This window comes from Actinomyces polynesiensis (genome assembly GCF_000820725.1).
GTDB classification, from domain to species: Bacteria; Actinomycetota; Actinomycetes; order Actinomycetales; family Actinomycetaceae; genus Pauljensenia; species Pauljensenia polynesiensis.
Map to the genome: position 1 here is coordinate 1 of NZ_CCXH01000065.1, position 14,249 is coordinate 14,249.

Below are 14,249 nucleotides of genomic sequence, written 5' to 3' on the forward strand. Positions count from 1 at the left end.
CCCCTCCTCCCCGACGAGGGCGGTGCCGCCCTCGTGCGCGGTGGGAGAGGCGGAGGCGGCCCGGGCCGCCGCGGCAGCCAACTGGTTGTAGCCCGGCGCGAGCGGGTCCGGCTCGATGCCCCGCACCCGCGGACGGGTGCGCAGGGCGGCGGAGACCATGTCGTTGAGGGCGGGGACGGAGGCCCTGCTGCGGGCGTCGACCGCCAGGACGGGGATCCCGAGGCTGGCGCCCAGTGCCGCGGCGTCGACGTGCTGGCCCTCACGCTCGGCGACGTCCGACATCGTGATGACGGCTGCCACCGGGCGGCCGGTGCGGGCGACCTGGCCCAGCAGGTAGAGGGAACGGGTCAGTGCCGTGGCCTCCAGGAGGACGACCACCAGGTCCACCGAGCGCCCCCGCACGGGATCGGTGAAGGAGCCGGTGGCCCCCGCCAGGGTGTCGACGACGACCTGCTCGTTGGGTGAGTTCGCGATGAGGGAGTAGGTGCCCGGCAGGTCGAGGACCCGCGCGCCGACGGCACCCCAGTGCCCCTGCATGACCTCGACGGTGGTGCCGGGGGCGTTGACCACGTTCTGGTGGGCGCCGGTGACGTTGTTGAACAGGGTCGACTTGCCGACATTGGGGTTGCCGAGCAGGACCACGGTGGGCTCGGTGGTCGGCGTGTCCTCGATGACCGAGGTGCGGTGCGTGGCATCGGCGGCCTCCGCCCCCCGCGTCAGTCCGGAGACGTGGAGGTGGTGCTTCTCGTGCCTGCGGTCGTCCTCGGGTCCCCGGGGCGCGCACTTGGGGCAGCTCATTCGACGACCTCGACTTCGATGTGGCGGGCCGAGCGACGGTCCACGGCGACCCGGGTGCCCGCGATGTTCATGACGACCCCACCGAAGGCGGCCCGGTTCGTCAGGTTGAACTCGGCACCGGTGCGCAGTCCGAGCTCCTGGAGACGGAGCTGGTGGCGCGGGTCGATGTCGATGCGTGTCAGGCGGGCGCGCGCGTTCGTGGGGCATTTCGAGAGGAGCACGACTCGAATGTAGACCTGCCTCACCGAAGTAAGTGGGACCTTAGTTCCAGTCCGGGCCCCTGACCTGCACGGACGCAGGGCTGGTGCTCGCGCGGACCCCGCCCTGCGGTGCCCGGGTCCGTGCCACGGCGCCCCACGGGACGACACCGCGACCCCGACGACGTGGAGCAGCCCCGCGGACGCACTCGCGTGCGTCCACGGGGCCACCGCCGAGGGCGGGCCGGACAGGGCCCGTCCACCGGGTTCAGGGGAGGGTCACTCCGTCACGGACTCCTCCACGGCGGCGCGACCGGCCTCCAGGCGCGCGACGGGCACCCGGAACGGTGAGCAGGACACGTAGTCGAGCCCCGACTTGTGGAAGAAGTGGATGGAGTCGGGATCGCCCCCGTGCTCGCCACACACGCCGAGCTTGATGTCGGGCTTGGTGGAACGGGCACGACGCACGCCCTCGCGGACCACGGCGCCCACACCGTGGGTGTCGATGGTCTCGAAGGGCGACACCCCGAAGATGCCCGCCTCGATGTACTCCGGGAAGAACACGCCCTCGACGTCGTCGCGGGAGAAGCCCCACACCGTCTGTGTGAGGTCGTTGGTGCCGAAGGAGAAGAAGTCCGCCTCCTGCGCCAGGTCCTCCGCCGTCATGGCCGCGCGCGGCAGCTCGATCATCGCCCCGATGGTGACACCGGACAGGTCGACGCCATTGGCCTCCTCGACGGAGTGGATGATGTTCTCCGCGGACTCGCGCACCAGCTGCAGCTCACGCACGGAGCCGACGAGGGGCACCATCACCTCGGGCCTGGGGTCGAGGCCCTTGGCCACGAGCTCGGCGGCGGCCTCGCACAGCGCGCGGATCTGGAGCTCGAAGAGCCCGGGCATGTAGATGCCCAGACGCACGCCGCGCAGCCCGAGCATCGGGTTCTGCTCGTGGAAGCGGCGCACGACGGTGAGCATGCGCTCGTCGGCGGGATCGACGACGCCCGTCGCCTTCTCCACGGCCACCTTGACCTCGAGGGAGGTGAGGTCGGGCAGGAACTCGTGCAGTGGCGGGTCGATGAGGCGCACGGTCATGGCCTTGCCGTCCATGACCTCCAGCATCTCGAGGAAGTCGGAGCGCTGGAGCTTCTCCAGTTCGTCGAAGGCCTCCTGGCGGCCCGTCGACCCCTTCTCGGAGAGGATGGCGTGCTCGACGAGCTCGCGGCGGGCACCGAGGAACATGTGCTCGGTGCGGCACAGGCCGATGCCCTCCGCGCCGAACTCGATGGCACGGCGGGAGTCCTCGGGGGTGTCGGCATTGGCGCGCACCCGCAGGCGTCGCACCTCGTCGGCGTGGACGAGGATGCGGTCCACGGAGGTGATGAGCTCGCGGACGCCCTCGTCCTCCCCGGCGGCCTCCAGGCCGGCGTCGAGGCCGTGGAGCAGGTAGGTGGTGACCGGGGAGTCGGAGACGGCCACGTCGCCGAGGAAGACCTCGCCGGTCTGCCCGTCGATGGCGATGGTGTCGGAGCCGGTCAGCGTCCGCCCGGCCACCTTGACGGTGCCGGCGGCGGCGTCGATCTCGAGCTCGTCGGCGCCCACGACGCAGGTCTTGCCCATCCCGCGCGCGACCACCGCGGCGTGGGAGGTCTTGCCACCACGCGCGGTGAGGACACCTTCCGCGGCGACCATGCCAGGCAGGTCGTCGGGGTTGGTCTCCCGGCGGACCAGGACGCACTTGCGGCCCTCGCGCGCCGCCTGCTCCGCCTGGTGGTTGTCGAAGACGATGACGCCCACGGCCGCCCCCGGTGAGGCCGCCATGCCGCGGGTGAGGAGCTCCTTGGGTGCTGCGGAGTCGAACTGGGGGAACATCAGCTGCGTGAGCTGGTCGCCGGTGACACGGGTCAGGGCCTCGTCACGGGTGATCAGACGCTCGTCGACGAGCTGCGTGGCGACGCGGAAGGCCGCGGCGGCGGTCCGCTTGCCGACGCGGGTCTGGAGCATCCAGAGCTTGCCGCGCTCGATGGTGAACTCGATGTCGCACAGGTCGCGGTAGTGGGTCTCGAGCTTGCGCATGATGGCGCGCAGCTCGTCGTAGGAGGTCTTGTCCCGCTCCTCCAGGGCTGCCAGGGGCAGGGTGTTGCGGATGCCGGCCACCACGTCCTCGCCCTGGGCGTTGGGGAGGTAGTCCCCGTAGACGCCCGAGTGGCCGGTGGAGGGGTCGCGCGTGAAGCACACGCCGGTGCCGGAGGTGTCACCGAGGTTGCCGAAGACCATGGTGCAGATGTTGACGGCCGTCCCCAGGGAGTCGGAGATGCGCTCACGGCGGCGGTAGATGCGCGCGCGCTCGGTGTTCCAGGAGCGGAAGACGGCCTCGACGGCCATGTCCATCTGGGTGCGCGGGTTCTGCGGGAAGTCCTCCCCCGTCTGCTCGCGCACGATCTGCTTGAAGGTGTCGACCAGGCCGCGCAGGTCCTCGGCGTCGAGGTCCACGTCGGCGGTGACGCCGCGGTCCACCTTGAGGCGGTCCAGGGCCTCGGCGAAGAGCTCGCCGTCGATGTCGAGGACCGTCTTGCCGAACATCTGGATCAGTCGGCGGTAGGAGTCCCACGCGAAGCGCTCGTTGCCCGACTCGCGGGCCAGACCCTGAACGGACTCGTCGTTGAGGCCGATGTTGAGGACCGTCTCCATCATGCCGGGCATGGAGAACTTCGCGCCGGAGCGCACGGAGACCAGCAGGGGCGTGGTCGGGTCCCCGAGGTGGCGGCCCATCGTGTCCTCGACGTTCCGCAGCGCGGCGGTCACCTCCGGTTGGAGTTCCTCGGGTACGACACCGTCATGGAGGTAGGCCCGGCAGGCCTCGGTGGAGATCGTGAAGCCGGGGGGGACGGGCAGTCCGAGCTTCGTCATCTCGGCGAGGTTGGCGCCCTTGCCGCCGAGCAGGTCCTTCATGGACTTGTCGCCCTCGGAGAAGTCGTACACGTACTTGACCATTGAGGTCCTCATTTCTCAGTCGACCGGCGGCCCGACTGTGGACCGCCTCGGCGACCACTGTAGCAACGATGGGACCTAGGTCACCGCGGTATGCAGGCAGTCACATGCACCTGTTCGCGCCTGCCCGGGGAGCCGGGAGGGCCCTTGGCTCGTCCGCGAGCTGCCCGTGTGCTGCGGGGCAGGCGCCGCCCCGGTCACGGGGACCGGGGGATGCACCCGGCGGCGCTCCGGGGTGCCGACCCGGGGACGATCAGGGTGTCACCCGATGGCGCACCGCCGGGGGATGGCGTGGGATGGGGACATGTCCGTCCCCGCCCAGTCCCACCCCAGGAGGAACCCATGGCACTGACCCGCGACCCCCACAACCGGGTGCTCGGAGGTGTGTGCGGTGGAATCGCACGCGCACTGCGGGTCGACCCCTGGTTGGTCCGCGTCCTGTTCACCGTCTCCCTGGCCCTGCCCGGCCCGGGGGTGCTCGTCTACGTCATCCTGTGGGCGGTGCTCCCCCTCGAGGGGGGCGCAGGGACCGGCGGCGCGGCCCGCAGATGACGTCGGTCGAGATCACCGTGGCGACAGGCGCAGCTGGTAGGCGACAGCAGCAACCGTCCCCTTGGCCGGGGTGATCGTGACCACCGCGGGCGAGGACTCCCCCACGACGTCGACCGACACGGTTCCCACCGTCCCCTGAGGGGTGCACTCGGACAACGGTTCACCGCTGTCCGCGGCCCCACCGATGGTGATTCCGGCGGAGAGCACCCCCGTTCCCACACAGTAGGTGCGCAACTCGTAGTGTCCGGGTGCGAACGACGAGGCATCCTCGTCGCGGATCGTCGTGGTCGTCGATGTCGTTCCGGCCGACTCGGAGGTCAGTCGGGCGGCGGCCGAGAGGAGAACGTTCCCCGAGGCGTCCGCGGCGCTCAGGGCATCTGCCGAGGCGATGAGGCCACCACCCTCCGCGTCGACGCCGCCTCCGGACCCGAGGCTGGAGGCGGTGGCGAGCGGATGTTGGCCCTTCTGGACCCCGTCAACGGATGGCGTGCAGCCCACGAGCGTGATGGCCAATGACACCAGGAACGCGACGGCCGGTCCACGACGCGAGGGTCCGGCCGAGCCCACACCTGGGAGCACGTGGCGCTCCTCCCCGTCGGTCATCCCCATCGGTTCTCCGTTCCCCGTCGAGACAACTCCACGTGCCCGCCGAGGAAGTCCTCGTCACGGCACCCACAGTATGTCCACGGGTGATTCTCACTGGCAGGACTTTCATCTCCCATGGGTTCCGGGCCGCCCGCAGTGCGTGTGCCCTCCCACCGAACGGTGCAGTGCCCGGAGCCCGCCGCCCCGCTCGGGAGAATGCGGCCGGAACAGCGGGAGCCGCCCTCGTCGACGATGGACGAGGGCGGCTCCTGTGTGCCCGGCGGTCAGACCCCGCTCAGTTGTTGGCGACCTCCACTGGCTCGGGCACCTGGACCGCTCCACCGGAGAAGGTGAACTCGCGGTCGGGGCCCTCGCCGGAGACACCGACGGTGACGACCTGACCGGGCTTGATCTCCCCGAAGAGGATGCGCTCGGAGAGCGCGTCCTCGATGTCGCGCTGGATGGCACGGCGCAGCGGACGCGCGCCCAGCACCGGGTCGAAGCCGCGGTCCGCGAGCAGGTCGCGGGCGTCGTCGGTGAGCTGGAGCTCCATGTCCTGCTCCTTCATCCGCTTGGCAAGCTTGGCGATCATCAGGTCGACGATCTCCTTGATCTCCGGCTTCGTCAGCGGCGGGAACACGATGACGTCGTCGACGCGGTTGAGGAACTCGGGACGGAAGTGCTGCTTGAGCTCCTCGTTGACCTTGGCCTTCATCCGCGAGTAGTCGTGCGTGAGGTTGCCGGCCGATTGGAAGCCCGTGAGCACGCCCTTGTTGATGTCACGCGTGCCGAGGTTCGTGGTCATGATGATCACGGTGTTCTTGAAGTCGACCACGCGGCCCTGGGAGTCGGTGAGCCTGCCCTCCTCGAGGATCTGCAACAGGGAGTTGAAGATGTCGGGGTGGGCCTTCTCGACCTCGTCGAAGAGGACCACGGAGAACGGACGACGACGGACCTTCTCGGTGAGCTGCCCACCCTCGTCGTAGCCGACGTACCCCGGAGGGGCACCGAACAGCCGCGAGGCCGTGTGCTTCTCGGAGTACTCCGACATGTCGAGCTGGATGAGGGCGTCCTCGTCGCCGAAGAGGAACTCCGCGAGCGCCTTGGCCAGCTCCGTCTTGCCGACGCCGGTGGGACCGGCGAAGATGAACGACCCCCCGGGACGCTTGGGGTCCTTCAGACCGCTGCGGGTGCGGCGGATCGACTGGGACAGGGCCTTGACGGCCTCGTCCTGGCCGACGACGCGCTTGTGCAGCTCGTCCTCCATGTGGAGGAGCTTCGCGGTCTCGGTCTCGGTCAGCTTGAACACCGGGATGCCGGTGGACATGGCCAGGACCTGGGCGATCTCCTCGTCGGTGACCTCCGCGATGTCGTCGAGGTCCCCGCCCTTCCACGCCTTCTCCTTGGCCTGGCGGGCCTCGCCGAGCTTCTGCTCCTCGTCACGCAGGGAGGCTGCGCGCTCGAAGTCCTGGTCGTCGATGGCGGACTCCTTGGCGCGGCGGACCTCGGCGATCTTCTCGTCGAGCTCACGCAGCTCCGGGGGAGCCGTCATGCGGGAGATGCGCAGGCGGGCACCGGCCTCGTCCATCAGGTCGATGGCCTTGTCGGGCAGGAACCTGTCGGACACGTAGCGGTCGGCCAGCTCGGCCGCGGCCTTGATCGCCTCGTCGGTGATGATGACGCGGTGGTGGGCCTCGTAGCGGTCGCGCAGCCCCTTGAGGATGGCGACCGTCTCCTCCACGGAGGGCTCGGAGACCTTGACCGGCTGGAAGCGGCGCTCGAGTGCGGCGTCCTTCTCGATGTACTTGCGGTACTCGTCCATGGTGGTGGCGCCGATGGTCTGGAGCTCACCGCGGGCCAGCATGGGCTTGAGCATCTGGGCGGCGTCAATCGAGCCCTCGGCGGCACCGGCACCCACCAGGGTGTGGATCTCGTCGATGAACAGGATGATGTCCCCGCGGGTGCGGATCTCCTTGAGGACCTTCTTCAGCCGCTCCTCGAAGTCGCCGCGGTAGCGGGAGCCCGCCACCAGGGAACCCATGTCGAGGCTGTAGATCTGCTTGTCCTTGATGGTCTCGGGCACGTCCCCGCGCACGATCGCCTGGGCGAGGCCCTCGACGACCGCCGTCTTGCCGACACCGGGCTCACCGATGAGGACGGGGTTGTTCTTCGTGCGCCGGGAGAGGACCTGCATGACGCGCTCCATCTCGGTCTTGCGGCCGATGACGGGGTCGAGCTTGCCCTCACGCGCAGCCTGGGTGAGGTTGCGCCCGAACTGCTCGAGGATCGCGGAGTTGGTCTGGCCGGGGTCGCGCACGGGAGCTCCGGTGACGCCGACGGCCTCGCGGCCCTCGCCCTCGCCGGCCTGGCGCTGGTAGCCCGAGAGCAGCTGGATGACGGTCTGGCGCACCTGGCCGAGGTCGGCGCCGAGCTTGGTCAGCACCTGGGCGGCCACGCCCTCACCCTCCTTGAGGAGGCCGAGGAGCAGGTGCTCGGTGCCGATGTAGTTGTGGCCGAGCTGGAGCGCCTCGCGCAGGGACAGCTCGAAGACGCGCTTGGCGCGGGGGGTGAAGGGGATGTGGCCCTCGACGGGCTTGTCGCCCTCACCGATGATCTCGATGACGGCGGCGCGCACGTCGTCGCGCTTGATCTCCATCATGTCGAGCGCCTTGGCGGCCACACCCTCGCCCTCGGTGATCAGGCCGAGGAGCAGGTGTTCCGTCCCGATGTAGTTGTGGTTGAGGCCGCGGGCCTCGTCCTGCGCCAAAACGACGACGCGCCTCGCTCGATCGGTGAACCGTTCGAACATGCGATCCTCCTCAATGGATGCCGTGCGCACGGTGGCGCAGATGAACTGGTGTCCACAGTACGGGCTGAGTGCTGGCATGGCGATGGTGTTCACTCAAGGCGTGACCCCGTCCCGACCCCCGGGATCCGGGCATGCCGGGTGGCCCGCGGGAGGGGCTGCCGGGAGGACCCGGGGCGGCTGGAGGGCTGGTTGGCAGGGCGGCACGGGGGACGGATGTGGGGGCGGCCCGGGGGACGGATGTGGGACCTCCCGGGGGACGGATGGTGGGACCTCCCGGGCACGTGGCCACCGGGAGGGTCCTGCAGCATGCGCACGGGCGCTCGACTGCGCTGGGGGGAGCATCCCCCCTGCAGCCAGGTGTGCCGCCGGGAGGGTCCGTGGGCACACGGACGAGGGCGACGCCGGTCCGGCCCACGGTCTCGAGCGGCCAGTTCCCACGAGGGCGCACGTTCCCGCACCGTCCTGTCGAAACTTGCCGCCTCGACCCACGCGAGCCACGGCGACACCTCCACCCACCCTCGTGACCTGCACAAACGTACACACGCCCTCCGACGCTCCCCACGAGACGGCAAGTTCGCGCACCTGAGCTGTCAGAACTTGCCGTCTCGACCACCCGAACCACGACAGCAGACAGGTGGCACCTCCCTGACCTGCACAAACGCACACACGCCCTCCGACGCTCCCCACGAGACGGCAAGTTCACGCACCTGAGCTGTCAGAACCTGCGCTCTCGTGGCGTGCCGGCACAGGACAGGTGACGCCGGACAGGTGACGCCGGACGGGATCGGCCCGTCAGCCGGATGGCCGACGCCCGGTACCGACCTCGCGACAATGTCCGCACCCACACCCACACCCACAGACAGGGAAGGGGCCACGAACAGGGAACGGGGAACGAGGAGAGGGCCACGAACAGGGAACAGGGAGCAGGAAACGAGGAGGGGACCGAGAACGAAGCACGGACCCAGTCCCTGCCGGTCCACGCCAGGCCCCGATCCCGCTCGGGACCGGCCCGGAATTACGCCGGGAGCTGCGAGCCGAGCCCCACACCTGCGACGACGCCCGCCAGCGGTGTCCGTCCGGTTGCGGGACGTGCCGTTCCACCTACCATTCGGAGAAAGGACCCGCCGCCCCTGCATCGCAGGCACCGCGTCGCACACACCGAACCGGGAATGGAATGCTCGGCACCCGGTCAGGTCCGGTGATCGGAGGTGGGGCATGGAACCCCAGGGAATCGAAGTGCCCGCGGCAGCGGCGAGGACTGCGTGGAGACGGGCCGGACAGGTGGGACTGGGAGTCCTCGGCTCGCTCGCCGCGACGGCGGCGGCCACTGCCACGGTGCTCCTGACGAGCAGCCGGGTCGGGGTCCACGCCATCCGCGCGGTGTCCAGGCGTTTCGGCGGTCCGGGCCCCGACACCGCGGCATTCGTTCCCGAGGACGTCCTCGCCACCCTCGACGTGGTCTACGACCCGGAGGACCCTGACGGTCGCCTCGACGTGTTCCGCCCCGCCGACGCCGTCGGGGCACTGCCCACCATCGTGTGCGTGCACGGTGGTGGATTCGTCAACGGCACCAAGGACATGCTCGACGACTACCTCGCGGTCCTCGCCTCGCACGGTTTCACGGCCGTGTGCATCGAGTACACGAAGGCCCCCGAAGCGCGCTACCCGGTCCCGGTCCTGCAGCTGAACCGCGCCCTCGAGTTCCTGTCCCGTCCCGAGGTCGCAAGCATCCACCACGTCGACCCCACGCAGTTCGTGCTCTTCGGCGACTCCGCGGGTGCGCACATCGCCGCGCAGGCCGCGATGGCGATCAGCGACCCCGCCTACGCCGCGTCCGCGGGCCTTCCGGCCGTGATCGCACGCGACCGGCTGCGGGCCCTGCTCCTGGCCAGTGGTGCGGTGGACCTGCGGATGACCGAGGGTCTGCTCGGTGGGGTGGGAGAAGGCTGGTACTTCCGCACGGTGCTGTCCGCCTACATCGGCCGCCGTGACTTCTCGGCCGATCCGTGCTGTGAATGGGCGGCCCTCCCCGAGAACGTCACCGCAGCGCTGCCACCGACGTTCGTCACGACCGGCCCGTGGGACAACCTCCTCGCCCATTCGGAGTCCATGGTCGGATCCCTCCAGCGCGTCGGCGCGGACGTCGAGACCCTCTTCTTCCCCCGGGAGACCACGGACCGCTCCATCGCCCACGAGTACCAGCTCGACCTGAACACCCCCGAGGCGAAGACCTCGATGCGCAGGGTCGTCGCCTTCCTCAGGGCCCACACCTCGGCTCCCCACCGCACCGGCGTGTCGGACCTGTGGCAGGACGCCGACCTCGCCACCCCGACCGAGCAGCAGGTCGTCAGGGCCTCCTGAGCGCCCGGCGTCCCGCGGGGCTCGGACGCCGGACAACCGCCGGGCGACTCCGGCCGACTGTCCCCGGGCGGACGGGTGATCGACACTGTCCCGCTGTCGCGCCCCCGTCTGAGCTGCGCCCTCCTCCGGGACCGGTCTGTCGCTCAGGCCTCCACGAGGACGGTGAAGGGTCCGTCATTGACGAGTTCGACCTGCATCATCGCGCCGAACTCACCGGTGGCGACCTCGATGCCGCGATCCCGCAGGCCTGCCACCACGGCATCGACCAGCGGCTCCGCCTCCGGACCGGGGGCCGCGTGCACCCACGAGGGTCGACGACCCTTCCTGGTGTCGCCGTAGAGGGTGAATTGGGAGACCACGAGCACGGGCGCACCGGTGTCGGCCACGGACTGCTCGTCCTCGAGGATCCTCAGCTCGGCGATCTTGCGGACCACGGTGTCGACCTCGTGGGCCCCGTCCCCCCGGGCGACCCCGACGAGGGCGACCAGTCCCGGACGGTCGACGGCACCCACGACCCGACCCCCGACGGTGACACGTGCGCGCGTGACGCGCTGGAGCACCGCGCGCATCAGAGGGAGGGCCCCAGGCCGCCCGAACCTGTCCCGCGCACATCACGATGGCGAAGCGCTGGGTTCGACAGTCCCGCGCCGGGGCGCTCCTCGGGGGAGTCGGCCGCCCGGCCGTGTGGCGGGACGATGGGCTCCTGTGCGGCGGCGACGCCGTCGATGTCGAGCACGGCGTCGACGGGGAGGTTGCGCGCGACCAGTGCCAGGGCGATCGGTCCCATGTCGGCGTGGCGGGCCACCGAGGTGACCACCCCGACCTGTCGCCCTCCGCGCACGATGGCGGCACCCGGTTCCGGCACGTCCCCCCGGGAGCCGTCGAGCTGGAGGAACACGAGCCTGCGCGGTGGGCGCCCCAGGTTCAGGACGCGGGCGACGGACTCCTGCCCGCGGTAGCAGCCCTTGTCGATGTGGACGGCGGTGCGCAGCCAGTCCAGCTCAGCGGGGATGGCACGGGTGTCCGCCTCGCGTCCGACCCGCGGGCGCCAGGAGGCGATGCGCAGCGACTCCCAGGCGAGCAGACCCGCTGGGCGACGGTCCGCCGGCTCCAGCCACGCGCGGGCGAAGGCAGCGACCTGCTGGTCCTCCACGAGGTGGAGGTGCATCCGGGTGGACCGGCCGGGGTGGCGACCCCGGAAGTACTCCGTGCCGCCCTCCGTGACACCGGGCCAGGGGTCGTCCCAGGTGAGGATCCATCCGGGCAGGTCCCTGGGACGCGGTCCGCCCCCGAGCGGCTGCCCTGCGGTCTCGGCGTCGTCGCCGGCCCCGCCGGCTGGGGAGGCCGTGGCCCGGGAAGCCGTGGCGGGAGTGAACGTGTCGGGAGAAGCAGGGGCGGGGGATGCCGTGGCGAGGACGGCGACGTCCTCACGGAGCGCCACCTCCACCCGCAGCGCGAAGCGCATGGAGTCGAGCCATCCGGCCAACTCCCGGGCGTGGTCGCCCTCGGTCACGAGCCAGGTCGTGGTGCCGTCGTCGGACACGGCAGCGGCGTGCTCGATGTGTCCCTGTGGGTCCAGGACGAGCATCTCGCGGGAGTCACCGGGACCCATGCCGGTCAGGACCTGGGAGGTGATCGAGGTCAACCAGCTCTGGCGGTCCGGCCCACCCACGGTGACCACACCCAGGTCGGGACGGTCCACGAGGGCCCGGCCCGCCTCGAGGGCCCACTGCTCCCCCGAGGGGTCCCCGAAGTGGAGGGGGACTCCGGCAAGGTCCCCGTCCCCGGACACCGCCCGGTCGAGGTCGAGCAGCGGGGAGCGTCGTCCGTGGCACTCCGAGGTGGCCCTTTCCTGCTCCGGTTGCGCGGGAGTCGGCTGTGCGGGCGTCGGGTGGGCAGGTGTCGGTGCGGGCGCGGTGGCCGGGTTCTCCTCAGGCACGGGACACGTCCTCCGTGGGGTCGTCCCCGTCGGGGCCGACAGCGCCGCCCTCGTCGGCACGTCCCCCTTGTTCCCGAGCGGGGACGCTGCTCGTGGGCACGCCACCGCCCGTGGACGCGGTGTGCCCTGCGGTTGCCACGCCCTCCCCCGCCGACGTGCTCTCCGGGGCGACCACGCCCGCACCGGGTGCGACATCGAGGCCGGGGTCAGCCCCGTCGGGCGGGAGGACTCCCCCCTCGACCTCCTCGCCGGAGGCGGTGCGCGCGTACCCGGTGCGCATGAGGCGCCCGGAGAGGTCGATGACCGCCTCCTCACCGCCGAGGGTGCGTTCCTGGGTCCACATCAGCTCACCGGCCACCATCCCGTACATGCGGGTGAGGTGCTCGACGTCCTCCGCCTGGGAGTCCCGTGCGATCGCGTCGGAGACGAGCTGCGCCCGTGGGCCGACGTCGACGCCGGCCCACAGGGTGGCGAAGCCGTCCATGTCGGCGCCCGAGGCCATGAGCTCGCGGGGCTCGTACTCGCCCGGTGCGGGGAGGTGGCCCGAACCGGGCAGGACCTTCACGTAGAGGGTCTCCTGGCGCACGACGTCGCCGGGGATGATCTCCTCCAGTCCGTCGGAGGCATCGAGCATGGGGTCGATCCCGTCCCGCGCGATGCCCTCGCGCACGGTGGTGACCAGGCGCAGCTGTGTGCCGACGATGTCGGCCTCGACCTCCTCGACCACCACGCGATCGGGGTCCTCACCGGGGGTGGCGAGCATCCCCCATCCACGCCAGGAGCCGAGCATCCATGCCACGGGGGCCAGTTCGGGCGGGAGGTCCGCCGGGATCACCATCATGTCCCCAGCCTACGGCGGACACCCACGGTGGGGCCCACCGGGAGCGGTGGCGCGGACGCGCCGTTCGCGGGGGCTGACGTGGAGCTCCCTGCCGGCGGTACGCCCCCTCAGATGCCCCCGATGCGGATCAGAGCGTAGACCGGCAGGACGGCGACCAGGAACTTGGCGGTTCCCCGGGCGATCGCGCCGGTGAGGGAGGTGGGGCGCGCGTGGTCCCCGAGGAGGCCGTCCACGGCGATGACCACGAGTGCCACCGCGAGGCCGACCACGATCCCGGCGAGCACCGATGCGGGTCGTTCGCCCACGAGCCGCGCCAGGCTCGGGAGGACCGTCGAGACCGGAACCCCGCGCGGACCGAAGGTGTCGAGGGCGGAGCCGGCGACCGCGCCGCACACGACACCCGTCAGGACGGCACCGATCGAGTTCGAACGGAAGGTCCCCCCGACCTGGTCCCCGAGGACCACCACCACGGCGAGCAGACAGGTGAAGGGCACCGCGGGGAGCCACTGGTCCCGGACGGACAGGGCCACCCACGCCGACCCGCCGACCGCCACCAGGAGGCAGCACGCAGCCGCCGGCGCGGACAGGAGGGACGGGAGGGCCGCGGAGTCATGCCGCCGGCCGGACCGGCGTCGCCGTGGAACGGGTGCTCCCACGGCCGCGAGGGGAACTGAGGAGCGGGTGGAGCGCACCGGGTCGGGGATCACGTCCGTCCGGGTGGGAGCGGAGGAGGGGACGGAGCCCACGGCACGTGGGGGACGCCCGGAACCTGCCGGGCCCCGGGACACGTCGGAGCCCACGGAGCCACGCGAGGCGAGGACCGCGACCGAGAGCGCGACGAACCCCAGCGCGAGGACGGTGGTCGTGGCGGAGAGGTCGCGGGTCACCTGGACGGCGACCGCGCCCGCGGCACCCGCGAGAGCACAGACCCCGACCTCCGCGCGGGAGAGCGGTACCTGCGTGAGCCCTGCCCAACCGAGGGCGAGAACGGGGGCGGCGCAGGCAACGACCACGCTGAGCGCCCATGGTGCGAGGAACGGGGCCAGTGCCGTCGCGGCGCACCAGAACAGGACCACCAGGGCTGACACGTGTCGACCGGCCACCCCCGCCAGCACCCCGGTCACCCCTCCGCCGCGGCGCGCATCGGGACGCGGATCGGTGCCACGACGGGGAACGGTG

11 protein-coding genes are annotated in these 14,249 nt (G+C 71.1%); 2 read left to right on the top strand and 9 right to left on the bottom strand.

The window, feature by feature from the left end; genetic code table 11:
• From TA90_RS02240 to ppdK, 3 genes are all read right to left on the bottom strand, one after another.
• A partial coding sequence (locus TA90_RS02240; RefSeq protein ID WP_043534399.1) for a FeoB small GTPase domain-containing protein occupies positions 1-798 on the bottom strand: 798 nt, incomplete at its 3' end.
• The gene (locus TA90_RS02245) at positions 795-1,019 is read right to left on the bottom strand and encodes a FeoA family protein (protein WP_043534400.1); all 225 of its coding nucleotides are present in this window, start codon (positions 1,017-1,019) and stop codon (positions 795-797) included. The genes TA90_RS02245 and TA90_RS02240, both read right to left, overlap by 4 nt.
• A 255-nt stretch (positions 1,020-1,274) precedes the next feature.
• Positions 1,275-3,986 (bottom strand): pyruvate, phosphate dikinase, encoded by a 2,712-nt coding sequence (ppdK, locus tag TA90_RS02250; protein WP_043534401.1) that lies wholly within the window; start codon positions 3,984-3,986, stop codon positions 1,275-1,277.
• 339 nt (positions 3,987-4,325) lie between these two features.
• On the opposite strand from ppdK, the gene TA90_RS02255 reads away from it, so the two are divergent.
• Positions 4,326-4,535, top strand: a complete 210-nt coding sequence (locus TA90_RS02255) for a PspC domain-containing protein (protein ID WP_043534402.1) — start codon at positions 4,326-4,328, stop codon at positions 4,533-4,535.
• Positions 4,536-4,547: 12 nt separating this feature from the next.
• Here TA90_RS02255 and TA90_RS02260 read toward each other — a convergent pair whose 3' ends face one another.
• Together TA90_RS02260 and TA90_RS02265 are read right to left on the bottom strand one after the other, a co-directional pair.
• Complete coding sequence (locus tag TA90_RS02260) at positions 4,548-5,144, bottom strand: hypothetical protein (RefSeq protein ID WP_043534403.1); 597 nt, start codon at positions 5,142-5,144, stop codon at positions 4,548-4,550.
• A 271-nt stretch (positions 5,145-5,415) separates the two neighbouring features.
• Positions 5,416-7,929, bottom strand: coding sequence for an ATP-dependent Clp protease ATP-binding subunit (locus tag TA90_RS02265; RefSeq protein WP_052450390.1), 2,514 nt, complete (start codon positions 7,927-7,929; stop codon positions 5,416-5,418).
• A gap of 1,215 nt (positions 7,930-9,144) precedes the next feature.
• Here TA90_RS02265 and TA90_RS02270 point away from each other — a divergent pair.
• A complete protein-coding gene (locus TA90_RS02270; protein ID WP_187120070.1) occupies positions 9,145-10,290 on the top strand; it encodes an alpha/beta hydrolase in 1,146 nt (381 codons plus the stop codon).
• A gap of 143 nt (positions 10,291-10,433) precedes the next feature.
• On the opposite strand, the gene dtd is transcribed toward TA90_RS02270, so the two are convergent.
• The 4 genes from dtd to TA90_RS15420 all read right to left on the bottom strand — a co-directional run.
• Positions 10,434-10,859: a D-aminoacyl-tRNA deacylase gene (dtd, locus tag TA90_RS02275; RefSeq protein ID WP_043534404.1), complete on the bottom strand. Its 426-nt coding sequence runs from the start codon at positions 10,857-10,859 to the stop codon at positions 10,434-10,436.
• Positions 10,859-12,103 (bottom strand): CAF17-like 4Fe-4S cluster assembly/insertion protein YgfZ, encoded by a 1,245-nt coding sequence (gene ygfZ, locus TA90_RS02280; protein WP_043534407.1) that lies wholly within the window; start codon positions 12,101-12,103, stop codon positions 10,859-10,861. Before ygfZ ends, dtd begins: the two co-directional genes overlap by 1 nt.
• A gap of 118 nt (positions 12,104-12,221) precedes the next feature.
• On the bottom strand, positions 12,222-13,070 hold the full coding sequence (locus TA90_RS02285; RefSeq protein WP_074015236.1) for a heme-binding beta-barrel domain-containing protein: 849 nt from the start codon (positions 13,068-13,070) through the stop codon (positions 12,222-12,224).
• Between the two features lie 107 nt (positions 13,071-13,177).
• On the bottom strand, positions 13,178-14,249 hold a 1,072-nt coding region (locus TA90_RS15420), incomplete at its 5' end, for a hypothetical protein (protein WP_231550631.1).

What these genes read in the sequence shown, in the direction of transcription:
- ppdK (WP_043534401.1), bottom strand. Translation starts at nt 3,986, where the DNA reads ATGGTCAAGTACGTGTACGACTTCTCCGAGGGCGACAAGTCCATGAAG.
- TA90_RS02255 (WP_043534402.1), top strand. Translation starts at nt 4,326, where the DNA reads ATGGCACTGACCCGCGACCCCCACAACCGGGTGCTCGGAGGTGTGTGC.
- TA90_RS02260 (WP_043534403.1), bottom strand. Translation starts at nt 5,144, where the DNA reads ATGGGGATGACCGACGGGGAGGAGCGCCACGTGCTCCCAGGTGTGGGC.
- TA90_RS02265 (WP_052450390.1), bottom strand. Translation starts at nt 7,929, where the DNA reads ATGTTCGAACGGTTCACCGATCGAGCGAGGCGCGTCGTCGTTTTGGCG.
- TA90_RS02270 (WP_187120070.1), top strand. Translation starts at nt 9,145, where the DNA reads ATGGAACCCCAGGGAATCGAAGTGCCCGCGGCAGCGGCGAGGACTGCG.
- dtd (WP_043534404.1), bottom strand. Translation starts at nt 10,859, where the DNA reads ATGCGCGCGGTGCTCCAGCGCGTCACGCGCGCACGTGTCACCGTCGGG.
- TA90_RS02285 (WP_074015236.1), bottom strand. Translation starts at nt 13,070, where the DNA reads ATGATGGTGATCCCGGCGGACCTCCCGCCCGAACTGGCCCCCGTGGCA.